The following is a 23,736-nucleotide window of genomic DNA, read 5'->3' on the forward strand; positions in this document are numbered from 1 at the left end:
TCACAGCAGGGTCTGGGTAGAGAAATAAAACACCAGTATGTAGCGGATCCCTTTACCCAGTCCCACCAGGATCAGAAACGGCAATATCCTGACCCGCATCACGCCGGCGATAAAGGTCAGGGCATCGCCGCCGATCGGCAGCCAGGAAAACAGCAGGCTCCAGACCCCATAGCGGTTAAACCAGCGCTGCATGCGCTCAATCTGCTTGTCTTTAAAGTAAAACCAGCGTCTGTCTTTAAAGTGCAACAGGTAGCGGCCCAATACCCAGTTGACCAGCGCACCCAGGGTGTTGCCGGCTGTGGCGACCAGGATCAGCAACGGCCCCGGCTCTCCCTGACGGGCCAGGGCGAATAACACCACTTCAGAGTAGAATGGCAGCACTGTGGCAGCCAGAAAGGATGAGCTGAACAGGAGGAAATAACTCATTCGGGGACTATCCGGTTAGATTTCTGTGTCTGCCCGATCAACCAGCGAAACAGGTTGATCTGCGCCGACAAATAAAACAGATATTCCGGATGCCACTGGACGCCCAACCAGGGCAGGGTGCGATGTTCGATAGCCTGAATGAAGCCATCCGCATCCCTGCCTGCCGCGTCGAATCCATCACCAATCCGATCAATGGCCTGATGATGAATACTGTTGATCTTAATCTGTTCGGCGTTGAGCAATCTGGCCGTCAGGCTGCCTGAATCCAACTGTACTGCCTTCCTGGGCAGCAACATCACTCCGTTAGGAGTAAGCTGCCGCCTGGAGGCGATATCCTGATACAAATCCCCCCCCAGGGTAATGTTCATTAGTTGGCATCCGCGGCAGATTCCCAGCACAGGCAGGGAAGCTTGTCTTGCAAAGGCAAGGGTACGGTATTCCAACTTATCCCGGGGTAAATCGTACTTGTCGTCTGCCTGGGGCATCTGACCATAGAGGGACGGTGCCAGATCACTACCACCACTGATGACCAGTCCATCCAGAATCTGCACCTCGACTCCATGCCTGGCACTGATGCGTACTGCCTTTCCACCAGCCTTGTTGATACAGTGGCGAATTGCCCACCAGGGCGGACACCAGATCCCTGCGTGAGTGGTCACACCGATGAGAGGGCGCGTCATGACTTGCTGGCCTTGACCGCCAATCTGGGTTCACTGGTAAGGATCTGCATTATCGTCTGCCAGCCGAGAGTCTGGGCAAAGACTGCCAACACGGTGAGCAGAGGCACGCCGAGGATGGCGCCTACCGGTCCCCATAACCATCCCCAGAAAATGACGGCCAGGAATACAATGATAGGGTTCATCTGCAAGCGGAAACCGTGCACCAGGGGATCGATGATAAAACCGTACAAGGACGACAGCAGTACAAAGCCCACAGGTACTGCGGCTATCAACAACAGAGTATCAAAATGGGTGGCAGACACCAGCACCAGCAGCAGGATAACCAGGCTCATGCCAAAGTAGGGGATCAGGCGCAATACCGTTACCAGCACTACCCAGACCCAGGGCAGGGGAAAATCCAGTAACCAGAGTATCAGGCTGGTTATTAAGCCCAATGACAGGTTTATCAGCATGACCGCGCCAAGATAATGTCCGGTTTCGGTACGAAGACGCTGAAATAACCGGATCATCTGCTTGCGTTGCCGGCCCTTCTTCAGCCGGATCAACTTTACCACCAGGGTGTCACCGCTGGTGAGCAAAAACAGGGTCAGAATCAGCACCAGAATGCTGTTTCCAACAGTGTTCTGTAACAGGGTCATCAGTTCAGTGGGCCAGGTACGTTGCTCAACAACTATGGGTTGCTGTTGTTCTGGGACAATATCCTGCATGGCATCGGTCATTTTCTCCGATGTGTTTTCCACCGATTCCTTAAGCTGTTTTACCGATGCGGATAGATCCTGCTCAAGGTGCATGATTTTTTCAATTTTCTGCGGGGCCGTCGTGACCCACTCCCCTATAGCAGGCATCATCAACCACAATGCGCCAATCAGCGCACCGAAGCTGATTATCAGCATAACCAGGCTGGCCAATACTTTGGGGATCCTGAGTGAAATAAGAGATCTGACGGCTGGCGATAGCAACAGCGCAAGCAGACAGGCGACAGTGACGGGAAGCAGAAATCCCTTGGCCAGATAGAGCGTGGCCACCACCATAATAAGGGCCAACAGGGGCTGACTCCAGACTAGCGTGCGCGGTACATCCTGATGTGAGTCGATATTCTTTTACTCATATATTCTTGTTCCAACAGGCTTTTATTATCAGAAAAGGACGGCAAAGTTTCCAGTTGCCGGGCGGTTTTATCCGCCGGGCTGGAATTTTTCCCGCCATGTCTTTACTCTGACGCGCCAATTTACAGCAGGGGTGTTTAACATGATCGGAGAAATCGCCGCGCTCAGCACGGCCTGTTGCTGGGCCTTGGCGGCCAGGTTGTTTCGTCGGCTGGGTGCCAGCTTTTCACCCCTGGCACTCAATTTCTGGAAGGGATTGGCGGCGATAGCTGTACTGCTGCCCTGGACATGGCTTATGCCGGCTTCATTCAGCCTGAGCCAGATGGACATTCTCTGGTTGTTGCTCAGCGGCGTTATCGGCATCGGCCTGGGCGATACGTTCTTCTTTCAGGCCCTGAACAAAATAGGTGACAGCCAGACAATTCTCGTTGCCGAGACCCTGGCCCCCCTCTTTACCGCCTTGCAGGCGATGGCCTGGATTGCCGAATGGCTGACCTGGCAACAGTGGCTGGGGATAGCCATAGTGATCATGTCGGTTGATATGATCATCAGGCTACATAAACGTAGTCAACTGCAAAACTTTGAAATGTCAGGTTTTGTATGTGCGGGCCTGGCCGCGTTGTGCCAGGCCGTTGGCGCCGTGATCAGCCGGGACATCCTGACCACCACCAGCATTGACCCGGCCAATGCCAGCCAAATCAGGTTGCTGGGCGGAATGGCCATTATCATTCTGCTGATGCTGATTGGCCGACGTCGCTGGTTGCCTGTTACCCATAATGCCCGACGAACCTGGCGGCTGTTTATTCTGGCCAGCCTGGTAGGCACCTTTGCCGCCCTGTATCTTCAGATGCTGGCCTTTTCCCATACCAAGGCGGCCATCGTGCAGACCCTGTTTGCCACCAGCGTGATTTTGTCGCTGGGATTGGCCTGGCTACTGGGGGAAAGAGTCAGTCGCCAGTCCCTTGGCTGGTCGCTGATGGCTCTTCTGGGGGTGGCGATCCTGATTGGCGCCGAACATTTTCCTCTCTGATCTGTTTGATCTTGCCCGGTGTGGCCCGGAAGGCCAATTATTGCTTGTGCAGTGCGGCGCCTTTATATACAATGCGCGCCCTTAATCAGCCCTCACTATTTTAGTTCCTTGTCTCAAGCAGTCCGGCTGATCTGCAAGAGGCTACAACCGTAAGGAGCACCAATGCGTCATTACGAAATCGTATTCATGGTTCACCCGGACCAGAGCGAACAGGTTCCTGGTATGATCGAACGTTATACCGGAATCATCAAGAACGACGGTGGACAAATTCATCGTCTGGAAGACTGGGGCCGTCGTCAACTGGCTTACCCTATCGAAAAACTGCACAAAGCACATTATGTGCTGATCAATGCTGAAGCCACTGCCAATGCCATTGAAGAACTGGAAACAGCTTTCCGTTTCAATGACATCGTCTTGCGCAACCTGATCATGCGTACCAAGTCCGCTGTGACCGAGCCCTCTCCGATGGCCAAGGAAGAGCGCCGCGAGAAGCGTGAAGACAGAGCAACTGCTGAAGCAGACGCGGAATAACAGAATAGGAGACTAGTAAAATGGCTCGTTTTTTCAGACGTCGTAAATACTGCCGTTTCTCGGCAGAAGGCATCCAGCAGATCGATTATAAAGATACCGGCCTGCTGAAAAACTACATCACCGAAAGCGGTAAGATCGTACCCAGTCGTATCACCGGCACCGGTGCCAAGTATCAGCGTCAGTTGTCAACTGCCATCAAGCGTGCCCGCTTCCTGGCTTTGTTGCCTTACACTGATTCTCACAAATAATCGTTGGCGTAACTAAGAGGTAGCAAAGATGGAAATCATTCTACTAGACAAAATCGCCAACCTGGGCGGTTTGGGTGACCAGGTCACCGTTAAATCAGGTTTTGCCCGTAACTTCCTGTTTCCTCAAGGCAAGGCTGTGCCTGCCACCAAGGACAACGTAGAGAAGTTTGAACAGCGCCGCGCCGAGCTGGAAGCCAAGATTGCCGAGCAACTGGCTGCTGCCGAAGCCCGCGCTGCCAAAGTGGCCGAGCTGGGCGAAGTGACTATCGCTGCCCCTGCAGGTGACGAAGGCAAGCTGTTCGGCTCCGTTGGCACCAAGGACATCGCCGATGCCCTGACAGCTGCCGGTGTTGAAGTGGCTAAAGCCGAAGTCAAACTGCCACACGGCACATTGCGTGAAACCGGTGAGTTTGAAGTGGATCTGCAGCTGCATTCAGAAGTGCATGCCACTGTCACAGTAAAAATTATTGCCGAAGCCTAAGCTTCACAATGAACAAAAAAACCGCCGTCTGGCGGTTTTTTTATGACTGAACTGCTCTGCGCCATCCTGCGGGACATCCCAAAACGCCCCTGGCGTTTTGGGATGTCCATGGAAGAGCGGCATGCAAGCGTAGCAGGGAATTTTCGCTGGCGATGCGCTTGTGCATTGATCAGATCGAACACTTCATCTGCTGGTCGAGCATACTGGCGTTGACCAGGGTCACCCCCTTGCTGCTCACCCGGAAGCCGCGGGCCAGATCCTCTTCCTTGTTAATGCCTATCTGAGTGCCATCCGGAATGATCACGCCGCGGTCAATAATGGCCTTGCGGATATGGCAGCGGCGACCAATCTCTACCGCAGGCAGGATGACCGAATCTTCCACCAGGCTATATTCATTGACTGTCACCTCAGAGAACAGCAGCGAGCTGTTCAACCTGGCGCCTGAGATCACACAACCGCCCGAGACCATCGAATTGGTGGCCATGCCGATCCGTTCGCCGTCGTTGAGCACAAACTTGGCCGGTGGTTGTTGTACCTGATAGGTCATGATGGGCCACTTGTCGTCATACAGGTTCAACTCGGGCACCACAGAGATAAGCTCCATATTGGCTTCCCAGAACGCGTCCAGGGTCCCCACGTCCCGCCAGTAGGCTCGACCACCCGTATCCTGGTCACGGAAGGGGAAAGCATACACTTTGCAGCTTTCAATCAGGGAGGGAATGATATTCTTGCCGAAATCATGTTCTGAGCTTTCATTCTCGGCATCCTTTACCAGTTGTTCAAACAGAAATTCGGTATTGAATACATAGTTGCCCATTGAAGCCAGAGTCTGGGCCGGATCCTTGGGTAAGGGAGTGGGATTGGCGGGCTTTTCATCGAATTTACGGATGCGGAATTGCTCGTCTACCGTCATCACCCCATAAGCGCCTGCGGCTTCCTCTATAGGGACTTCGATACAGGACACCGTCATATCCGCGCCGGATTCCACGTGATAGGCCAGCATTTCCCCATAGTCCATCTTGTAGATATGATCCCCAGACAATACCAGTACATACTTCGGGGCGACTGAGCGAATGATATCAATATTCTGGAAAATGGCATCGGCGGTGCCCTTATACCAGGCATCGGAGGTCCGCTGGGAAGCGGGTAAGATATCGACGAATTCGCCCATGTTGACGTTCAGGTGCGACCACCCCCGGACCAAATGCTGGATGAGGGAGTGGGCTTTGTACTGAGTGGCCACCCCGATTTTCTTGATACCGGAGTTGATACAGTTGGAAAGAGGGAAATCTATGATACGGAACTTGCCACCAAAGTAGACTGAGGGCTTGGCCCGCCATTCCGTCAGCTCGTAGAGGCGGGATCCCTTACCACCGGCCAGAATCAAGGCATAGGTGTCGCGGGTCATTCGGCTGATAAAGCGTTGGTTCTTATCCAACATCCTGTTCTCCCTGTTTGTACGGATAGTGTAGTGGCCGGCTCCAGAGATACAGCATACTGCAACCCGTTTAAAAATATAGCGTTCCTGCAAGCTGCATTACAGCCCCTGCGGATAATTAAGCCAAGACTTTTGTTGGCGGAGAATGTCCATAATACGGTGGTACAGCTCTTGCATTAATCTTTCGGAAAACAACCTGACTTAACTGACCATCTGACAGGATGTGACTGGTTTGAAACTATCAGCTGATGAATTCAGACCCTATTTGCTATCTGCAGGAAATGCCCATGAAACCTTATTTACTTGTTGTCATCTGTTCCCTGCTGGCCTCCTGTGCGGCCGAACCTCCTTCTCCCCCAATGGAAAATCTGGGCAATGTGGAAGTGCATACCTATGATCTGGCCGAAGAGTTGTTCGGCATGCTGGATGCCAGATACCCGCAGACCCGGCAATTCCGCTATGCGGTGACCACCTTCGTGCCGGTGGCCAGCCTCAAATATGCGGTGGGCAGGCAGCATCCACTGATGCTGCTGGGTCATCAACTGGAGCAGGGGATGATGACTGAAGCAAGCCGGCGTGGATATATCACTCAAGACTTCAAGATTTCGAACGATATCCTAGTTGAAGAGCAGGCTGACAGAGTCCTGAGCCGGGATGTCAAACAACTCAGCGGCGCACAAGCGGTGGACTTCTATATCACCGGCACCCTGACCGAGCAGCAAAACGGTGCAGTGGTCAACGCCAGAATCGTCCACGCCCAGTCCCGGACGGTGGTCGCCTCTGCGACTCGATTCTTCCCGGACGACCTGTTCTGGCGTGATGAGCAGGTAACCCTAAGAGACGGCATGATTTACCGCCATGGTACGATGGAGTAGCCAAACATGAACAAGACATTGATCCTCCCCCTTTTGCTGTCAGGCCTGGTTGGCTGTACAAGCTTCGGGCAACAGGCTGTCAGCAAACAACCGGTGACCGCACCGGACTCGCAGCAGGTGAATATCCGCCAGTATCAGGGACCCAGTCAACAGATGTCAGAGGATCAGGCCAGTCAGTTCTATAAGGCCAGCCATCCCTCCATGGATTCGTTTGGCGCCACGGGAGGTGCAGCCCAGGCCTGGTCACACAGCAATCCCAACAGTTTGTACCGGGGACGCGAGCTGACCAAGCATATCGGTGTTTATGTGCAGAATCTGACCCAGGATTTGATTTCCAATATGGAGTACCTGTCTGACAAGACACCTGTCGGTATTACTCATTTCGCCTTGCTTGACTCGGACTTGCAGCAAACCAATCTGTTGGGTTTCCAACTGGCCGAATCCTTCATGCACGAGTTACACAAATTTCGTATACCGGTCATCGACTATAAATCCACCGAGTATATCCGTGTCACGCAGGACGGGGATTTTCTGCTGACCCGTGACTATCTGGAATTGAAAGATCGCGCACCTGTAAAGTATGTGCTGACGGGTACTTTGGTCAAACACCAGGGTGGCTACCTGGTCAATGCCAGGGTGCTGGGTATCGAGTCAAAGGCGGTGGTGGCCACTGCCCAGACCCTGATTCCATTTTATGTGGCGGAGGCCCTGTTGCCTTCGGCGCGGGATGAAGTGGACGGCGTCAAACTGAAGCAGGGGTAGCCATGAACAGGTTCAAGCTACTGGTTGTTGCTGCGGTGTTGGTGCAAGGCTGCTCAATGCATTTCGATCCTTTTTTGCACAGTGCTGAAAATACAGACGCCGAACCGGAACCGGTCAGTCCGCCGGCCAACGGCCTTTGGTATCAGCAGGCGCCCAGTGAAGTGCAACCTCCCAGCGCAGCACCGGACCAGAGGCTGCAACAATCCCCCCTGATGGTCTTCCGCTCTCTAGGAAACAGCTATCAGGCCAGTTATATTCATAAAAGCCTGGATGACTATGCCGAACAAATGGCCATGCAACTGGTTGGCAATATGCAGGGCCCCGCCCAGACAAGACGCATGGCCGTGGCCTCTTTTGTGGAACTGGACGCAAATCTGAAACAGACCTCGGTATTGGGTAATCAACTGGCCGAGAAGCTGATGGCGCAGATGCAGGGTTTTGGCCTGCCGGTGGTGGATTTTAAGGCTATGGAGCAAATCCAGATTGGTGCCCAGGGTGATCTGCTGTTCAGCCGTGACGTGAGCGAACTGGCCCGGCAACAGGACATTGATCTGGTTCTGTCCGGCACTTTGGTCCGCAATGCCAGAGGCGTGCAAATTCATGCCAGAATCCTGTCCATGCAGGACAGACAACTGGTGGCCAGCGCCAACGGCTTTATTCCTGCAGTTGTTGTCGACTCGCTTTATAGTCCGCCTTATGTTCTTAGTGAATAAGGGGTTTATACCAATCGGATTAATCTTTAGTGCACTTTGGCTTCGCCCGCACAGAGCGCCATGGATGGCGTTAAGTAGAACAACGCAGGAGCAGTTGTCGAGAGCGTCCAGAAAGCATTATCTCTGCGTTCCAGCCTCTCGACATAGAGCCACTATGCCTTCGAGGCTGCGCCTTGATCTAATCCTTTCTGGTCGGCTCTGAATGCACTAAAGATTAATCCGGTTGGTATTAGCCTTGTTTGCGTAGCTGGCGAATCAAAAAACGGTTAGGACTGAGCGCGGCCAGGGTTGACCGCTCCAGAGGCATTGGTTTGCCGGCGAGTTGGCAGGCCAATGCCTCACCGAGCAGTGGCGCCGTGCACAGGCCTCGTGATCCCAGTCCCATAAACAGGAACAAGCCTTCAAGATTGGCTGGAGCAGGATAATCCCGCCCGCCCTTGCCGGAATTCAGGGACTGATAATCTTCTCGTTGTTGCGGTATGTCCGGCATTGCGCCCAGCAGCGGCAAGTGATCCGGGGTGCCGAGTCTGACAGAGGCTCGCCCCTGACCCGAGCCCTGAAGATTTTCTATCCAATCCACATGGGCAAGGGCCTGGCGGTGGGTCTGCAGATTTATCTGCTGCTCTTCGGCCCGGTAGTCACGGCTCAGATCCTGTTTGACATAAGTGGAACCCAGGGCCTGGAGGCCCGAGTGAACAGGGGTCATGTAGCCCTTATGGCAGAGTACTGTACTGAGTTTACTTGCCGGCGGGCAGGCTGGAATATGCTCCACCTGTCCCCTGACCGGTCGCAGCGGCAAGGATTGCAGCAGCGGCAGTGCTACGGCTTCCGCGCCGGGACACAGCACCAGTAGTTCGGTCGTACACTGGCTGTTATCCTGCCAGGTTAGTCTCCAGCCAGGGTTCGTCTGTTCCAGGCTTGTAAGGTGCCGGTCTGATACCAGGGTCAGGGCCTCGCCACAGCTTGCCAGCATGGCCCTGACCAGCTCAGCAGGTTCAATCCAACCCCCCTGTGCAATGAAGAGTCCCGGCCAGGGAAGGGGCAGGCCGGCCAGTCTTCGCGCCTCAGCCTGATCAACGGCGTGGATCAGACTCTCCGGCCAGTCGCCCTGAGCGATGAGTTTGGCCTGCTTTTTTAACAGGCTGTCATTGAACGCCAGTTGCAAAACGCCACACCGGCCTTCGCTGAAATGAAACCCTTCCTGTTGCAGCGAGTCGTAGGCCCGCCTGGCAAAGCCAAAGGCCTGGGCCATCAGGCGGCTGCTCAGATTCATCTGGCTGTGCAACTGCGGATAAAAGCCGCCCTGGTGGTTGCCCGAGGCGCCATCGGCAACGCCTCGGCTGTATAGTGTCACCTGGAAGCCATGGTGGCAGAGGGCATGACAGAGGCTGGCGCCTGCCAGCCCCGCGCCGATCACCGTCACATGCCTGTGGCCGGAGCCCTGCCGTTGGTACCAGGGAGACGGATCCGCCCTCACGGGTCTAACTGCCAACCAGCCAGCAGACATATCCCGCTTATGGCCAAAGCCTTTACGTTTTTCCACATTAAACCCCGCCTGTTGGAGTCCTCTTCGTACAAAACCGGCGGCAGTGAACGTGGCGAAGGTGCAGCCCGGCTTGCCGAGTCTCGCCATCTGGGAGAACAGGGCCTCTGTCCACATATCAGGGTTCTTGCTAGGAGCAAAGCCGTCCAGAAACCAGGCATCTACCAGCCCGTCGGCAGGGCTGTCAATTTCAGGTAACAGTTGGTGCAGGTCACCCAGCCATAGATCCAGTATGATCTGATAGTCTTTAGCATGAAACTTGAGTCTGTGGCAGCCTTCGCTAAGGTGTGGGTAGCGTTTCAGTAACTCAGTGGTGAATTTTTCAAGTTGTGGCCAGCGACCCAGGGCCGTTTCCAGGTCAGCCAGGGCAAGGGGGAATTTCTCTGTGCTGATAAAGTACAGGCGCCTGAGCGGCGATGCGGGGTTTTCGCTAACAAAGCGCTCGAAGGCCTCCCAACTGGCGAGAAAGTTGAGACCGGTACCAAATCCTGTCTCGGCGATGACAAAGTCTTCCTGCTGTGACTGATTCCAGCGTTGCGGCAACGCGTTGTTGGCCAGAAATACATAGCGGGTTTCCTCCAATCCGTCGGTATTGGAGAAATAGACGTCATCGAAAGCACTGGCCACCGGCGTGCCGCTCTGGTTAAAGTCAATCTTGGCTGTTTGGATGGCCATGGGAACCGAGGTGTTAACTCGCTGTCATAAAGGCCGGTTATTCTAAGCCAGGCTTGCTCGCAGCACAAAGACCCCTGCACAAACCATCACAGGGTAAAAGAGCAGACCACTTGGTTAGCTATTTTCTTTACCATAGGGACAATTTTTATCGATTGTGGGATGGCAACGGCCATACTTGGTCTGTCGAATCCTGATGAATAAGGTTTAGATAAGTACAAGGCGCCTGAGTGCCAACATTCAATTTAATTTAAGGTAACAAGATGAGAAGAGCCGTGATTACCGGATTGGGCGTGGTGTCCAGCATTGGTAACAACCAACAGCAAGTTCTGGAATCCCTGCAACAGGGCAAGAGTGGCATCCGCTTTTCCCAACAGTTTGCCGACAAAGGGCTGCGAAGCCAGGTGTGGGGCAACATCGAAATGGATGTCAGTGAACATATTGACCGCAAAGCCCTGCGTTTCATGGGCGAGGCTGCAGCCTATTCATACATCGCAATGCAGCAGGCCATCGAAGATGCCGGCCTGACTGAAGAGCAGATATCCAACGTGCGTACCGGTCTGGTTGCGGGTTCAGGCGGCGCATCTTCCAAGAATCAGGTGGAAGCAGCGGATATTCTGCGTGAAAAAGGTGTCAAGCGGGTCGGTCCCTATATGGTACCCAGAACCATGAGCAGTACAGTGTCTGCCTGTCTGGCCACGCCTTTCAAGATTAAGGGCATAAACTATTCCATTTCCTCGGCCTGTGCCACCAGTGCACACTGTATCGGTCACGCGGTCGAGCAGATTCAACTGGGCAAGCAGGATGTCGTGTTTGCCGGCGGCGGTGAAGAGGTGGACTGGACCCTGGCCATGGAGTTCGATGCAATGGGCGCCCTGTCCACCCGGTTCAATGAAACCCCTGACAAGGCCTCGCGCACCTACGATGGTGCTCGTGACGGCTTTGTTATTTCAGGTGGTGGCGGCATGGTAGTGGTCGAGGAACTGGAACATGCCCTGGCCCGGGGTGCCAAGATCTACGCCGAGATCATTGGTTACGGCGCAACGTCCGATGGCTATGATATGGTTGCCCCCTCAGGGGAGGGGGCGGTTCGCTGCATGCAGCAGGCCATGCAGGGGGTGGAAGAGAAAATCGATTACCTGAATACCCATGGTACCTCGACGCCGGTGGGCGATGTAAAGGAGTTGGAGGCTATCCAGCAGGTATTCGGCGGGCGATCGCCGGCCATCAGTGCCACCAAGGCCATGACCGGCCATGCTCTTGGCGCGGCCGGGGTGCATGAAGCCATCTACAGCCTGTTAATGATGGAGCATGGCTTTATTGCTCCGTCGGTGAATATAGATAATCTGGACGACCAGGCCCAGGGATTGGATATTGTCAGGGAGGCTCGTCAGGCCAGGCTCAATGTCGTCATGTCCAACAGCTTCGGCTTCGGTGGTACCAATGCCACTCTGGTAATGCGCCGTTTCGAGAAATAACTGAGGGTTGGTAAGGGAAGGGCGTTCTCTTCCCTGCGCCGAATAAACCAATGGACTCTGGCAGCGCATGCTGTTAGAGTCGCATCCTCTTTTTGGTGCCCGTCGGTCGGCACCTGTCTTGTGAAACACCCAAACTTCCCCAGACGCTAATTTTATTCCCGCCTAAGACCGTGTCGGTGCTAATGCATTGAGTAGGCCGGTTTCGGAGTCAAACTAATATGTCATTTGAACAACTCGGCCTGTCGGCTGAACTTTTGCGTGCTGTTGCCGAACAGGGTTACAGCCAGCCTACCCCTATCCAGGCGCAGGCCATTCCCCTGGTCCTGCAAGGCAAGGACGTCCTCGCCGGTGCCCAGACCGGCACGGGTAAAACCGCCGGTTTCACCCTGCCGTTGCTGCAGTTATTGCAGGGGCGTCCAGTCAAACCCGGGGTCAGGCCTGTGCGCGCCCTGGTCCTCACACCTACCCGTGAACTGGCGGCCCAAGTGGCGGAGAGTGTGGAAACCTATGGTAAGAACCTGCCCCTTCGCAGTGCCGTGATCTTCGGCGGGGTGAACATTAATCCACAAATCGCTGCCTTGCGCCGTGGTGTTGATATTCTGGTGGCGACGCCGGGACGCCTGCTGGACCATGTGAATCAGAAAACCCTGGATCTGTCCCAGGTGGAAATTCTGGTACTGGATGAAGCCGATCGCATGCTGGATATGGGCTTTATCCATGATATTCGCCGAGTGCTCAAGTTGCTGCCTGCCAAGCGCCAGAATCTGCTGTTTTCGGCCACCTTTTCCGATGAGATCCGCCGATTGGCGGACGGCCTGCTGAATCAACCGGTGTCGGTGGAAGTGGCAAGACGCAATACCGCATCGGAGACTGTTGAGCAGACCATCCATCCGGTGGACAAGTCCAACAAACGCCAATTGCTGTCTTACCTGATTGGTTCTAAGAACTGGCGCCAGGTACTGGTCTTTACCCGTACCAAACATGGGGCTAATCGCCTGGCCCAACAGCTGGAAAAAGACGGCCTGACCGCGGCCGCTATTCATGGCAACAAAAGCCAGGGTGCCAGAACCCGGGCCCTGGCTGATTTCAAATCGGGCCAGGTGCGTGTGCTGGTGGCCACCGATATCGCCGCCCGCGGACTGGACATAGACCAGTTGCCCCATGTGGTGAATTACGAACTGCCTAATGTACCTGAGGACTATGTCCACCGTATTGGCCGGACTGGTCGCGCCGGCAACGAGGGAGAGGCTATCTCTCTGGTCAGCGGCGATGAAAAGAAGCTGCTGCGGGACATTGAAAGGCTGATCAAGCGTGAACTGCCCAAAGTGACGGTTGAAGGCTTTGCTCCGGATCCCAATGCGGTGGATGAACCTGACGACAGACCGGCGGCGCGCCCGTCAAGACGCAGGATGGGTGAGAAACCAAGACCCTCCCAGGCCAATGAAGGCAGCGGTCAGCCGCGCAGAAGACGACGTCCAAATCCAAAGGCCCGGCAGCCAGGTGCCAGGGCAGCCTGATCACTTCACGAGTGGATTGGTATTTAGGTATGAACCGGGCAAAATAGGCAGCTTTACCGCTGCCAGGCTTGCCCGATGAAGATCTACTGTGAAGACTCCCTGTTGTATGCTGATGAATTTTTCTCCGACTGGGGAGAGGTGTTCAGGTTCAGTGGCCGGACGGTACAAGCTGAGCAACTGCAGGATGCGGATATTCTGCTGGTGCGTTCCACCACGCAGGTTAACAGGGAACTGATTGAAGTCTGCCCCCGTCTCCAATATGTGGGTACCGCCACGGCCGGTACCAATCATATGGATACCGACTATCTCAGTGACAAGGGCATCGCCTGGGGTTCCGCCGCGGGCTGCAATGCCATTGCCGTGGCCGAATATGTGATCAGTTGCCTGTTTGCCCTGGCCGGACGACAGGGCTGGTCCGTTACTGATAAACGTATGGGGATTGTCGGTGCAGGACATGTGGGCACGGCGTTGGCACGCAAGCTCAGTGCGCTGAACATCGATTATCTGTTGTGTGACCCGCCTCTTGCCGATGCCGGGGATCCCCGTAACTTTGTCGGCATGGATGCGATCATGGACTGCGATATCATCAGTCTGCATGTGCCCCTGATAAGGTCGGGGCACTATCCCACCCATCACTTGTTTGATGCGGTACGCCTGGCCAATCTCAGCGATGACCAGATACTGATCAATGCCTGTCGCGGGGAGGTCATTGATAATCGGGCTTTGTTGGAAGCTTTTAAGGCGGGTCGGCCGTTGCAGGTCGTCCTGGATGTGTGGGAAAATGAGCCTGAGATTCTGTTTGAATTAATCCCGCACCTTGCCCTTGCCAGTGCACATATCGCCGGCCATACCCTGGAAGGGAAGGCCAGAGGCACAGAAATGCTGTACCTGCAGCTAGCCCCAATCCTGGCCAGGCCAGCAAAAATATCCCTGCCGACCCTGTTGCCCAGACCGACAGTTCCCAGACTCCACTGTCAGCAGCCCGACCAGGCAGGACTGGCATCGTTGGTTTTTGCTGTATACGACGTGCGCAATGATGATGCAGCGTTTCGGCAGGGGGCTGGAACGGCGGCCCGGTTCGAATATATTCGTAAGCACTATGCTATAAGAAGAGAATTTGCTTCGGTGCAAGTTAGTTGTGGAAATTGTGCCATGACAGAGGCAATCTACGGGCTCGGGTTCAGCCCGGCTCACATATAACCCTAACCTAAGGAGATCCCTGTCAATGTCTCGTGCCTTTGATGTTGCCGTTTTGGGTGCCACCGGCCTGGTCGGTCAGCACATGATTGAAATTCTCGAACAGCGGGAATTTCCGGTCAATAAACTCTATCCGCTGGCAAGCTCACGTTCTGCCGGGGGGACGGTCAGTTTCAAGGGTAAGGATGTGAAGGTACTGGATGCCGAAACCTTTGACTGGTCGCAGGTTCAATTGGGCTTTTTCTCCGCAGGCGGCAGCGTGTCTGCCAAGTACGCCCCCCTGGCAGCCGAAGCGGGTTGTGTGGTGATCGACAACACTTCCCAGTATCGCTACGAACCGGATATTCCGCTGGTGGTACCGGAGGTGAATGCCCATGCCCTGGCGGATTTTCGTAATCGCAATATTATCGCCAACCCCAACTGCTCCACTATCCAGATGCTGGTGGCATTAAAGCCCATTCAGGATGCGGTTGGCATCAGCCGCATCAATGTGGCGACCTACCAGTCCGTCTCAGGAGCGGGTAAAAGCGCCATGGAGGAACTGGCCAGGCAGACCGCAGACTTGCTGTCCAGCCGAGAAGTGACACCCAAGGCGTTCAGCCGTCAGATTGCCTTTAACGTGATCCCGCAGATTGACGTATTTCAGGACAATGACTACACCAAGGAAGAGATGAAGATGCACTGGGAAACCCAGAAGATCATGGGGGATGACAGCATCATGGTCAATGCCACCGCCGTGCGGGTGCCTGTCTTCTATGGTCATGGTGAAGCAGTGCATCTGGAAACCCGTCAGCCCATAGATGTGGAGACCGTGATGCAGTTGCTGGAGGCTGCGCCGGGTGTCATTCTAATGCGCGAACCTGCGGACTTCCCCACCCAGGTCGGAAATGCCAGTGGCAAGGATGAAGTGTTTGTAGGACGGGTACGTAAAGATCACACCCACCCCAACGGTCTGAATCTGTGGGTGGTATCGGACAATGTACGCAAGGGGGCAGCGACCAACAGCGTACAAATTGCCGAGGTGCTGGTCCGCGACTATTTTTAAGGGCTCACCGACAATCTTTTGACAACCCGGCCCTGTGCCGGGTTTAGTTTATCAGCAACGCCCTTTATTGGCCGCTAAAGGCTCCATACCCTTAATGTTCTGGTCTGTCTGCCGATAGGTAGAACAATGGCGTGAACGCAATTTATCCCCAGCCGGTGACCCTTTATGGATCAGCTCAGGTATCTGGTTTATAGTTCGGCTTGGAACGTAACTTGCTGTATAACTGCTGAGAACAGTTGGCGGCGCTGGGTTCAATGAAGAGCTTACTTATTAATACAGATAACTTTTTCGGTGCATCGGCTTTCCTTCTGCACCGACTTTTCCGGGGCGGTGAAGGACAAGTATGAGAATAAGACAATTGCTGATAGGTGGTTTGGCATGCTTCTTCTCCCTGAGTCTCGTCTGGGCTGCCGAATTCCAGGATACCCAAATAAGGGGCCCAAAAAACGCCAGCGGAGAATATTCAGGGGCGGTTTATGGCCCCATTGAGTCCAGTGACACCCTCTGGCGCATCGCCCAACGTTACCGCCAGAACCCGGATCTGAGTATCTACCAGGTCATGGTAGCCATCTACCAGCTCAATCCTGCGGCCTTCGAGAATGAGAACCTCAATCTGATGGTGGATGGCGCTATGCTCAAACTGCCATCGGAGCGCTATATTGCCCGTCTCGACAAAGAGTATGCCCGGCAGAAAGCTGCCCAGGATGATGCTGCGCTGGCCCAGGCGCGTCCCGCCGGTCAAGCTCCCACCCCACAGAATCTTAAGCCGGTGCAAAAAGGTGCCAGCACAGAGGAGTTGTCTCAGACCCGCCAGGCCATAGAGCAGCAGATAGCCAATCTGGATCGTGAAAACCGGAACCAGTTTGATATGTTGCGGCAGCAGATTGCCGCGTCCATCGAGTCGGTCCAGTCTCTGCTGGACGAGAACAACCAGGTACTGGATCGGCTTGACGCGGTCAATCAGGACATCGAAGCGTTGCGGGAAAGCCAGAACCAGGATCAGGAGCGGCTGCAGTCCCTGCTGGTCCAGCAAAATGAACTGGTGGATTTCTCCCGGCAAATCAAAGCCAGACAGGAACAGGAAGCCAGACAGAGCTGGCTGGAAAGTCCTGCTACTTTGATTGCCGCCGGTGTTATCCCCGCTTTGCTGCTGTTAAGCGGCCTGGTGTTCTGGCTACGCAGACGCCAGCCGGCCGAGCCCTCGGCTGGTAAACAGGCTGTTCCCCGGGACGTCCCTCCGCCCCCTGCCGATAACGAAATGGATGACTTGTCTGATGCCCTCACTGATGAGCTGTCAGGTGATTTGGATGACGACAGCCAGGACGACGATCTGTTTGGTGAAGAGCTTCTCGATGACGTGCTGACAGACGAGTTGGAAGAGTCTCTTGATGCCGCATTGGAAAAAGAACTGGAAGACTTTGACGATCTGGCTGACGAAATGCTGGTACCGGAGGAGAAGGAGGAAAAACCGGAGCAGGGCTCGGCTACGCTTAAACAGGACGAGTTGGACGATCTGTTCGCTGAAGACGATGAATTGATGAATGAGGTGATGGACCTTGACGATGGTGGGGGTTCTGACGATGCCATTGATCTGTCTGAAGTGGACGAGCCGGCAACCAAGCCGGCTTCCCAAGCCGCCGATGATGATTGGGACGACGAACTCGACGCCATGCTCGAAGAAAATGTCGGCCTGGGCAAGGATGAGCAGGAAAAGCCCGAAATCAGTATTGATGAACTGCTAGATGAACCTATGGCTGCCGAATCCTCTGAAGAGGACGACGGGTTCAGGGTCGACAAATTGTCAGCCAGCGAGTCTTTGTCTGATGAGCTGATTGAACAGCTTGACCAGGAAATTGCCACCCAGGGTAAACAACTGGACGAACTGACTGACGAATTACTGGCTGAACTGGAAGAAGCCGACAATATTCAGGACGATTTGGCCGATGAACTGCTGGCCGAACTCGAAGAAGAGCAGCAGGACGCCGATCAGCAACAGGAAAGAAACGCAGCCGAGCTTGATGAGCTGTCAGACGATTTGCTCAGCGAGTTGGAGGCTGCCGGTGATGAACCTGATGCACCCCAAGCGCAGGCAGAAGATACCGGGTCGGACGCACCGGCTGATAAACCCGTGGACATGGATGATATCGATGCGCTGCTGGAACAGGAGCAGGCCACCCCCTCGAGCCTGAAAGATGAATCCCTGTCTGCGCTGGAAAGCAAAACAGAGCAGCAGCCTGAAGCTGAGGACGTCCGTCCGTCAGACAAAGATGACGAACCGGCTGAAGAGCAGCAAAAAGACGAATGGGATCAGAAAACAGCGACGCCACCAGAGCAGGCAGATGAGAACAAGCAACAGGATATGGACGAGGATGAACAGGAGTCCTTTGCGCTTGAACGTGATTTGACTGGTGATGAAACAGGGTTGCCTGAGGATACCTTAGTCGAAGATGAACTGATTGAGGAAAGCCGGTCAGATGAAACGGATGAGACCGACGAACTGGAACAGTCTCTCCTTGAAGGTGATGACAGGCATCAGGACGAAGAAGAGTTTCCTCAGGACGAGTCACCTGAAACTGAATTGGATGAAATGCTTGACGATGAGGATCTTGAGCGGGCGCTGGCTGACCTGGACGACGAGGACCTGTCCGATGACGAGGAGGAACTGAAAAAGGACCTGGACGAACTCCCTGGTCTTGGTGACTGGCTGGAAAATAAGGAAAGCGACAAATCCGGTGCTGAGGCTTCCGATGCTGAAATCATGGATGAACTGGCGTCGTCCGATTTTGACGAAATGCTTGAAAGCATCGAACAGGAAGACGAGCCCGACACCGAACTGGATCTGGAAAGTCTGTTGAACGAGCACCTGGAAGATCCGGAACCGCCTGAGCCTCTGGCGCAGTCCGAAGACGATTTCCTGGATATTGATGCGCTGCTCAACGAAAGTGTTGAAGCAGAAGAAGACCGCAGTGGGGATAAGGATTTACATCTGGATGTGGATCTGGAGGAATATTCCGGCGTTAAAGACGATGAGGACCTGGTCGACGTGGACAAAGACAGCGGTCTGAATGCCAAGTTGGATCTGGCCAGGGCCTACCTGGAAATGGACGATAAGGAATCAGCCATCGAACTGTTGCAAGAAGTGGTGCAAAAGGGCAGCGAAGAGCAGCAGGAAGAAGCGAAGGGGATCCTCGATACCCTGCTGTGATTTATATGCTCTGCTCTGGAAATTCGGGGCGTCCTGAACTGGATTCAGTATCCCTCTCGGACCGGGATCCCTTTGGTAGCTTTGACATGATTTTAGAATCTCTGACAGGCAGCTCCCTTCCGGCGTCTCAGGAGACTCGCCTGAGTGCACGCGGCTTCCCACGCCCCAATCACTGCCAGGCCTTAGAATTGGCCTAATCGCATTATTTCACCTTCTCGGTTTGCCTGAGATGACCTGTCATTTCAGGCAAATGACTTTTTATCAGTTGCCGCAGCCATTGGTGTCCCGCGTCGTGATGATTAACATCATTCCATACCAGGCTGACATCATAGCCCTGAAGTGATAAAGGGGGCGGCAGGCAGCGGACGGGTAACTCTGCCCTTAATAAATTTGCGATAGAAGAGGGGATGGTCGCAATAAATTCGGTGCTGGCGACCCAACGTCCCGGACTCAGAAAGCCGCGACTGGTATGCTGCACGATTCTTTTCTGGCCCATGGCGAGCAGCTCTTTATCTACCATGCCGAATCCAGAGCCATCGGGGCTTATCAGGATATGTTTCTCCCTCAGAAATTGTTCCAGGCTGATCCTGTCCGACGTCACTCTTGGATGATCTGCGGAAACAATGGTAGTGAAGCTCTCGTGCCAGAGTTTTACCCTATGAAAGTTTTCCGGCAGGGAGGGAAAATGGCCAATGGCGATCTCCGTTTCCCTGCCCATTGCCGCAAGCTGGTGGTCATTCATCGGTCTGGCAACCAATTTGACTCCCGGTGCCTGGGATGACAATAAGCGTAATATTGGCGGGAAACAAATCGCTTCCACATAGTCGGTTACAGCCAGGGTAAATGTTCGTTCACTGATATCGGGACTGAAGCTTCCCTGTATGCGCAGTGCCTGGCCCAAATAATCCAAAGCCTCTCTGATGGCAGGGCATAGAGCTTCAGCCAGGCTGGTAGGTGCCATTGTATGGCCGCTGCGGACAAAAAGAGCATCGTCAAAATGATTGCGCAGCAGCTTCAGCGAGTGACTGACTGCTGACTGGGTCAGTTGGAGTTTCGAGGCGGTCAACGAGACACTTTGGGTTTCCTTGAGGCTCAGCAGTACGCGAAGTAACCGAAGTTCAATATTATGAATATTATTCATACACCATATAAATTGTATCGGTTTGATTAATTAAGCCATGCCCGCAGATAATTCTCAATCAAAAGGAGACTGTATGAGAGTTTTTCTGACCGGTGCCCGCGGATATGTTGGGCGCCACATTTACATGGCGCTGGTGGATTCAGGTATTGAGGTTGTTGCACTTAGCCGGGAGCCATTGAGTGGCTTGCCCGGTGAATCGGTGGTGGGAGAACTGGGCAGCCTGGGGCTGCACGGTGAGGTTATCCGCCAATGTGATCTGATTGTTCACACGGCCATGGGTTACATCGATGACCAAGAAGACAGTCATTCCGATCTGACTGCGTTGCGTTTCTTTCTGCAATCCGGCGTGCGGATCCTTTATACCGGTAATCTGTTTACCTGTCCCTCGCTACCCTGCCTGCACGAAGTGCCCTACTCACATCCGGACAGCAATTGGCGTAACCATGCCGAAGCCGAGTTGCTCAGGGCGTCACCCGGCTCAGCAGTGGTCAGACTGGGCTTTGTCTATGGCCGGTGTGGGGGGCATATTCACAGTCTGTTACCCAGGGATGCAGAAGATCGTTTTTACCTTCCCGAGCAGTCTGGCTGCTGGCCTATGGTGCACATTGATGATGTCGTTGGATTGTATCTCAAAATTATACAGGAAGGCGCCAGCGGCATCTTTCACGCTGCGACCGGGTACAGTGAGTTAGCCGAAGATATCATTCGGGCGGTTGCCAAAGCCGAAAAAGGGATGCTGAGTCCGGATAAGGTTGCGCTCCCTTTTCTGCAGAACATTCTCCATGCATCCAATCAAAGATCCCGTGAGATTGGCTGGCGGCCAGACTATATTCGTTATCAACAGGAAGGTCGTGATGAGAAAGTGGATTAACAAAGTGTTGCGGGGCTTGAGCGCCAGTATTTTGCTTGCCAGCCAGGCTGACGCACAATCCGTTGAAGAACGCCTTTTGTCTGAGTATCAGCAACAAAACCACCTCAGTTCTGCCTATTACCTGGCCCGGCTGAATCATGCCCGCGGAGACGAAGCTCAGGCATTGAGATGGCTGAAGCTACTTGTCGGGGAAAATTGGCAGGCTGGCATCAACCCGGCGGACTTTCCCAATCCGTCGCCGGCCGTGCTCGATAACCTTGGGAGGCTGAGGAAACTGATGAAAGAAAGCGTCGGCAGTAGTCAGAATCACATTGTCATTCCCGTCGCTGATCTGTACCCGGAAAGTTTGGCTTACCTGGAGGAACAAAGGGCCCTGGTTATTGGCAGCCTGAAGGATGGCAGATTGCTGAATCTATCCGCTACGACCCTTTCGGATCTCAACCTTGAGCGGGCGGATTGGGGCATCAGTCTAGGCATCAAGTATGACCGACAGGAAAATCTGCTATGGGTAGTTCATCACCAGGCGCAGCAGGGCATGTCTATGTTAACCGCTCTCACGACGGAGGGTACTGTTCGCTGGCAGCACAGTTGGCCAGCAGTACAGGTTGGACAGTTCAACGACCTCTGTTTGCTTGACCACTCTGTTTTTTTGACGGACTCCACAGGTCATCAGGTGTTTAAGATGGATAAGTTCAAGCCTGACCTCGTGGCACTGGTCAAACCTGGTGAATTGCTGGCACCTAATGGCATAGCATGCGATCAAGCACGTCAGCGGATATTTATCGCTGACGCCATCGGCCTGTATCAGTTAACGCTGAACACTAATCATCGGATTGCTGCCGTGACAGCCCCAAAACAGACACCTGTTGGGGGCATTGACGGTCTTTACTACTGGCAGGGGGAACTGATCGGTGTGCAAAACTCCTTGGGGAGCAACAAGGTTGTGGTGTTGAATTTTATCACCCAGAAAGCCGTGGAGGTTCAATATTACGATACAGAAGACCCGGATCTCAGGGTACCGACCACGGGTTTTATCGCTCATCAGTGCTTTTATTACATCCAAAATTCATCCATGGATGCAACTCCGGTGGCACAGGAGCAAAAAGCAGTCAATGAACCCATCATCGCTGCATTACCTCTGGTTCGGGATCATGTATGTCCTTCACTTATCGATCCCGGGCTGGCCTGGATGACCCGTTAGTTCAATGAAGCGTTGCTCTTGATAGAGGTGAGAAGAAAACAACGGCTCGGATTGCGTGGCAGCGTTGGGGAAAGGGTCAATATTAAACTTTTCTGACAGCATTGAGCCCAGGGCTGCAGTTACTTACACTGGTTGGCACCCATAGACAGGCCAGAGTCATTCCCTTGAGCAAGACCCACTTCAATCCGAGCTGGAAAAACTGGCTCCGCACTAACCTGGCCGCTGGGCACAATAAGGATGGACTCTTTAAGATACTGATCGATGAAGGCTTTGACTATCAGGCCGTCAAGGGGGAAATGGGTTACGAGCCCAGTATCCCTTTGGTGCTCATTGCCAACCCCCTGCACGCCAGACAACAGGCTGGCAAGGCCAGAGCGCAAAGCAAGCCAGTGCAGGATAAGATATTTCTGCCCAACGCAAACAACTTGTGTTCCGATCTGGTTGAGATGTATGCGGTGGAGGATTTTCTCAACGAGGAGGAGTGTTGTCGGTTGGTTGAGCTTATCAAAGGCAAGTTACAACCTTCCCGCCTGTCCAGTGAAGAGTCAGATCGCAGCTTTCGCACCAGCAGCACCTGCTACCTGGGCAATATGGATGATCCGTTGGTGGCAAGAATCGACCAGCAGATCTGTGCGTACCTTGGCATCGATGCGGCTTATGGGGAGGTGATTCAGGGACAGCATTATCAGGTCGGGCAGGAGTTCAAGCCCCATACGGATTACTTTGAAGCCCATGAACTACCGGTACATGGTGCCCAAAGAGGACAACGCTCCTATACCTTTATGATTTATCTCAACGATGTCCAGGACGGGGGAGAGACGGTTTTTCCGCGGTTGGGCGAGCGCTTCAGTCCCAGACGTGGCAAGGCAGTAATCTGGAACAGTCTGAAGAAGGACGGTAGCGGCAATTACCATACCCTGCATCATGCGAAACCTGTTTTGTCCGGCGAAAAAGTCATCATCACAAAGTGGTTCAGGGTCAAAGCGACGGAAAAACCGACACCGGAGATGTTCTGCAAGGATGCCAACCAGTTGATTCCCAACTACACCCGTACCGGCTTTGCCAGGCTGCTCCTGCCACGGGATTTATTTGAAGAGTTACGCGCCTTTTATCAGGCCAACCTGGACAATCTTCAGGAGGAGCATGTGCCGGGTAACTTTATCGTTAATCAGGGACCGGTAACGCGAAGCAGCAGTCTGGTCTCCCTTACCGACGCATTACGGACTAAAGTGCACGATAAGCTCAAACCCCTGCTGGAACAATGGTGTGGCAAGCCGCTGGCGCCCACCTATGTCTATGGCATTCGTGTCTATCATCATGGGGCCATGCTCAAGCTTCACCGGGACAGGCTGGACACCCATATCATCAGCGCCATAATCAATGTGGATCAACAAGTGAATGAGGATTGGCCGCTGGAGATAGAGGACAATTACTGCCGGCTGCATCAACTTGTCCTCAAACCGGGAGAGATCCTCTGCTATGAAGGGGCAAGACTCAGGCATGGCCGTCCTCAGCCACTTAATGGCACCCGCTACGCCAATATTTTCTGTCATTTCCAACCAGAAGGCTGAACCAT

Annotated in this window: 21 protein-coding genes; 15 read left to right on the forward strand and 6 right to left on the reverse strand. The window is 54.0% G+C overall.

From position 1 onward, the window contains the following. The 3 genes from J0A66_RS15750 to J0A66_RS15760 are packed head-to-tail and all read right to left on the reverse strand — an operon-like array spanning position 1 to position 2,149. Positions 1-426 carry a YqaA family protein gene (locus tag J0A66_RS15750; RefSeq protein ID WP_206574804.1) on the reverse strand — a complete coding sequence of 142 codons (426 nt, stop codon included), beginning with the start codon at positions 424-426 and terminating at the stop codon, positions 1-3. After that, on the reverse strand, positions 423-1,106 hold the full coding sequence (locus J0A66_RS15755) for a gamma-glutamyl-gamma-aminobutyrate hydrolase family protein (protein ID WP_206574805.1): 684 nt from the start codon (positions 1,104-1,106) through the stop codon (positions 423-425). The genes J0A66_RS15750 and J0A66_RS15755 overlap by 4 nt, the downstream gene beginning before the upstream one ends. Further along, the gene (locus J0A66_RS15760; protein ID WP_206574806.1) at positions 1,103-2,149 is read right to left on the reverse strand and encodes an AI-2E family transporter; all 1,047 of its coding nucleotides are present in this window, start codon (positions 2,147-2,149) and stop codon (positions 1,103-1,105) included. Before J0A66_RS15760 ends, J0A66_RS15755 begins: the two co-directional genes overlap by 4 nt. A gap of 205 nt (positions 2,150-2,354) precedes the next feature. On the opposite strand from J0A66_RS15760, the gene J0A66_RS15765 reads away from it, so the two are divergent. The 4 genes from J0A66_RS15765 (at position 2,355) to rplI (ending at position 4,502) form a co-directional block, all read left to right on the forward strand. Next, positions 2,355-3,242, forward strand: a complete 888-nt coding sequence (locus J0A66_RS15765) for a DMT family transporter (RefSeq protein WP_241264243.1) — start codon at positions 2,355-2,357, stop codon at positions 3,240-3,242. Positions 3,243-3,404: 162 nt separating this feature from the next. Beyond that, positions 3,405-3,773: a 30S ribosomal protein S6 gene (gene rpsF / locus J0A66_RS15770; protein WP_206574807.1), complete on the forward strand. Its 369-nt coding sequence runs from the start codon at positions 3,405-3,407 to the stop codon at positions 3,771-3,773. A gap of 20 nt (positions 3,774-3,793) precedes the next feature. Beyond that, on the forward strand, positions 3,794-4,021 hold the full coding sequence (gene rpsR / locus J0A66_RS15775) for a 30S ribosomal protein S18 (RefSeq protein WP_206574808.1): 228 nt from the start codon (positions 3,794-3,796) through the stop codon (positions 4,019-4,021). 28 nt (positions 4,022-4,049) lie between these two features. Continuing rightward, the gene (rplI, locus tag J0A66_RS15780) at positions 4,050-4,502 is read left to right on the forward strand and encodes a 50S ribosomal protein L9 (protein WP_206574809.1); all 453 of its coding nucleotides are present in this window, start codon (positions 4,050-4,052) and stop codon (positions 4,500-4,502) included. 169 nt (positions 4,503-4,671) lie between these two features. Here the strand turns inward: rplI and glgC are convergent, their stop codons facing one another. Beyond that, positions 4,672-5,943: a glucose-1-phosphate adenylyltransferase gene (gene glgC / locus J0A66_RS15785; RefSeq protein WP_206574810.1), complete on the reverse strand. Its 1,272-nt coding sequence runs from the start codon at positions 5,941-5,943 to the stop codon at positions 4,672-4,674. Positions 5,944-6,227: 284 nt separating this feature from the next. Between glgC and J0A66_RS15790 the strand changes: the two genes are divergently transcribed. The 3 genes from J0A66_RS15790 to J0A66_RS15800 are packed head-to-tail and all read left to right on the forward strand — an operon-like array spanning position 6,228 to position 8,290. Continuing rightward, positions 6,228-6,815 carry a FlgO family outer membrane protein gene (locus tag J0A66_RS15790; RefSeq protein ID WP_241264244.1) on the forward strand — a complete coding sequence of 196 codons (588 nt, stop codon included), beginning with the start codon at positions 6,228-6,230 and terminating at the stop codon, positions 6,813-6,815. Between the two features lie 6 nt (positions 6,816-6,821). After that, entirely contained in the window at positions 6,822-7,577 is a 756-nt protein-coding gene (locus tag J0A66_RS15795) for a FlgO family outer membrane protein (RefSeq protein ID WP_206574812.1), read from the forward strand. A 2-nt stretch (positions 7,578-7,579) separates the two neighbouring features. Beyond that, complete coding sequence (locus J0A66_RS15800; protein WP_206574813.1) at positions 7,580-8,290, forward strand: FlgO family outer membrane protein; 711 nt, start codon at positions 7,580-7,582, stop codon at positions 8,288-8,290. Positions 8,291-8,519: 229 nt separating this feature from the next. Here J0A66_RS15800 and mnmC read toward each other — a convergent pair whose 3' ends face one another. Beyond that, positions 8,520-10,508, reverse strand: coding sequence for a bifunctional tRNA (5-methylaminomethyl-2-thiouridine)(34)-methyltransferase MnmC2/FAD-dependent 5-carboxymethylaminomethyl-2-thiouridine(34) oxidoreductase MnmC1 (gene mnmC, locus J0A66_RS15805; RefSeq protein WP_206574814.1), 1,989 nt, complete (start codon positions 10,506-10,508; stop codon positions 8,520-8,522). Positions 10,509-10,768: 260 nt separating this feature from the next. On the opposite strand from mnmC, the gene fabB reads away from it, so the two are divergent. The 5 genes from fabB to J0A66_RS15830 all read left to right on the forward strand — a co-directional run bounded on the left by fabB (position 10,769) and on the right by J0A66_RS15830 (position 18,947). Continuing rightward, on the forward strand, positions 10,769-11,983 hold the full coding sequence (gene fabB, locus J0A66_RS15810) for a beta-ketoacyl-ACP synthase I (RefSeq protein ID WP_206574815.1): 1,215 nt from the start codon (positions 10,769-10,771) through the stop codon (positions 11,981-11,983). A 218-nt stretch (positions 11,984-12,201) separates the two neighbouring features. After that, complete coding sequence (locus J0A66_RS15815) at positions 12,202-13,500, forward strand: DEAD/DEAH box helicase (protein WP_206574816.1); 1,299 nt, start codon at positions 12,202-12,204, stop codon at positions 13,498-13,500. 75 nt (positions 13,501-13,575) lie between these two features. Further along, on the forward strand, positions 13,576-14,700 hold the full coding sequence (locus J0A66_RS15820) for a 4-phosphoerythronate dehydrogenase (RefSeq protein WP_206574817.1): 1,125 nt from the start codon (positions 13,576-13,578) through the stop codon (positions 14,698-14,700). A 25-nt stretch (positions 14,701-14,725) separates the two neighbouring features. Further along, complete coding sequence (locus J0A66_RS15825; protein WP_206574818.1) at positions 14,726-15,742, forward strand: aspartate-semialdehyde dehydrogenase; 1,017 nt, start codon at positions 14,726-14,728, stop codon at positions 15,740-15,742. Positions 15,743-16,085: 343 nt separating this feature from the next. Then, the gene (locus J0A66_RS15830; RefSeq protein WP_206574819.1) at positions 16,086-18,947 is read left to right on the forward strand and encodes a FimV/HubP family polar landmark protein; all 2,862 of its coding nucleotides are present in this window, start codon (positions 16,086-16,088) and stop codon (positions 18,945-18,947) included. Positions 18,948-19,149: 202 nt separating this feature from the next. On the opposite strand, the gene J0A66_RS15835 is transcribed toward J0A66_RS15830, so the two are convergent. After that, complete coding sequence (locus J0A66_RS15835) at positions 19,150-20,088, reverse strand: LysR family transcriptional regulator (RefSeq protein ID WP_206574820.1); 939 nt, start codon at positions 20,086-20,088, stop codon at positions 19,150-19,152. A gap of 73 nt (positions 20,089-20,161) precedes the next feature. On the opposite strand from J0A66_RS15835, the gene J0A66_RS15840 reads away from it, so the two are divergent. From J0A66_RS15840 to J0A66_RS15850, 3 genes are all read left to right on the forward strand, one after another. Continuing rightward, on the forward strand, positions 20,162-20,959 hold the full coding sequence (locus J0A66_RS15840) for an NAD-dependent epimerase/dehydratase family protein (RefSeq protein WP_206574821.1): 798 nt from the start codon (positions 20,162-20,164) through the stop codon (positions 20,957-20,959). Continuing rightward, positions 20,943-22,160, forward strand: a complete 1,218-nt coding sequence (locus tag J0A66_RS15845) for an NHL repeat-containing protein (protein ID WP_206574822.1) — start codon at positions 20,943-20,945, stop codon at positions 22,158-22,160. The genes J0A66_RS15840 and J0A66_RS15845 overlap by 17 nt, the downstream gene beginning before the upstream one ends. A gap of 164 nt (positions 22,161-22,324) precedes the next feature. Continuing rightward, entirely contained in the window at positions 22,325-23,731 is a 1,407-nt protein-coding gene (locus J0A66_RS15850) for a 2OG-Fe(II) oxygenase (protein WP_206574823.1), read from the forward strand. Positions 23,732-23,736: the final 5 nt, after the last annotated feature.

Origin of the sequence: Bowmanella dokdonensis, from assembly GCF_017254865.1 — a bacterium.
Taxonomy (GTDB): domain Bacteria; phylum Pseudomonadota; class Gammaproteobacteria; order Enterobacterales; family Alteromonadaceae; genus Bowmanella; species Bowmanella dokdonensis.

Excerpts from the sequence above, each read along its gene's own strand:
- J0A66_RS15795 (WP_206574812.1), top strand. The coding sequence starts at position 6,822 with ATGAACAAGACATTGATCCTCCCCCTTTTGCTGTCAGGCCTGGTTGGC.
- J0A66_RS15845 (WP_206574822.1), top strand. The coding sequence starts at position 20,943 with ATGAGAAAGTGGATTAACAAAGTGTTGCGGGGCTTGAGCGCCAGTATT.
- rpsR (WP_206574808.1), top strand. The coding sequence starts at position 3,794 with ATGGCTCGTTTTTTCAGACGTCGTAAATACTGCCGTTTCTCGGCAGAA.
- J0A66_RS15750 (WP_206574804.1), bottom strand. The coding sequence starts at position 426 with ATGAGTTATTTCCTCCTGTTCAGCTCATCCTTTCTGGCTGCCACAGTG.
- J0A66_RS15755 (WP_206574805.1), bottom strand. The coding sequence starts at position 1,106 with ATGACGCGCCCTCTCATCGGTGTGACCACTCACGCAGGGATCTGGTGT.
- glgC (WP_206574810.1), bottom strand. The coding sequence starts at position 5,943 with ATGTTGGATAAGAACCAACGCTTTATCAGCCGAATGACCCGCGACACC.
- J0A66_RS15820 (WP_206574817.1), top strand. The coding sequence starts at position 13,576 with ATGAAGATCTACTGTGAAGACTCCCTGTTGTATGCTGATGAATTTTTC.
- J0A66_RS15765 (WP_241264243.1), top strand. The coding sequence starts at position 2,355 with ATGATCGGAGAAATCGCCGCGCTCAGCACGGCCTGTTGCTGGGCCTTG.
- fabB (WP_206574815.1), top strand. The coding sequence starts at position 10,769 with ATGAGAAGAGCCGTGATTACCGGATTGGGCGTGGTGTCCAGCATTGGT.
- J0A66_RS15790 (WP_241264244.1), top strand. The coding sequence starts at position 6,228 with ATGAAACCTTATTTACTTGTTGTCATCTGTTCCCTGCTGGCCTCCTGT.
- J0A66_RS15815 (WP_206574816.1), top strand. The coding sequence starts at position 12,202 with ATGTCATTTGAACAACTCGGCCTGTCGGCTGAACTTTTGCGTGCTGTT.
- J0A66_RS15835 (WP_206574820.1), bottom strand. The coding sequence starts at position 20,088 with ATGAATAATATTCATAATATTGAACTTCGGTTACTTCGCGTACTGCTG.
- J0A66_RS15825 (WP_206574818.1), top strand. The coding sequence starts at position 14,726 with ATGTCTCGTGCCTTTGATGTTGCCGTTTTGGGTGCCACCGGCCTGGTC.
- mnmC (WP_206574814.1), bottom strand. The coding sequence starts at position 10,508 with ATGGCCATCCAAACAGCCAAGATTGACTTTAACCAGAGCGGCACGCCG.
- J0A66_RS15840 (WP_206574821.1), top strand. The coding sequence starts at position 20,162 with ATGAGAGTTTTTCTGACCGGTGCCCGCGGATATGTTGGGCGCCACATT.
- J0A66_RS15800 (WP_206574813.1), top strand. The coding sequence starts at position 7,580 with ATGAACAGGTTCAAGCTACTGGTTGTTGCTGCGGTGTTGGTGCAAGGC.
- rplI (WP_206574809.1), top strand. The coding sequence starts at position 4,050 with ATGGAAATCATTCTACTAGACAAAATCGCCAACCTGGGCGGTTTGGGT.
- rpsF (WP_206574807.1), top strand. The coding sequence starts at position 3,405 with ATGCGTCATTACGAAATCGTATTCATGGTTCACCCGGACCAGAGCGAA.
- J0A66_RS15830 (WP_206574819.1), top strand. The coding sequence starts at position 16,086 with ATGAGAATAAGACAATTGCTGATAGGTGGTTTGGCATGCTTCTTCTCC.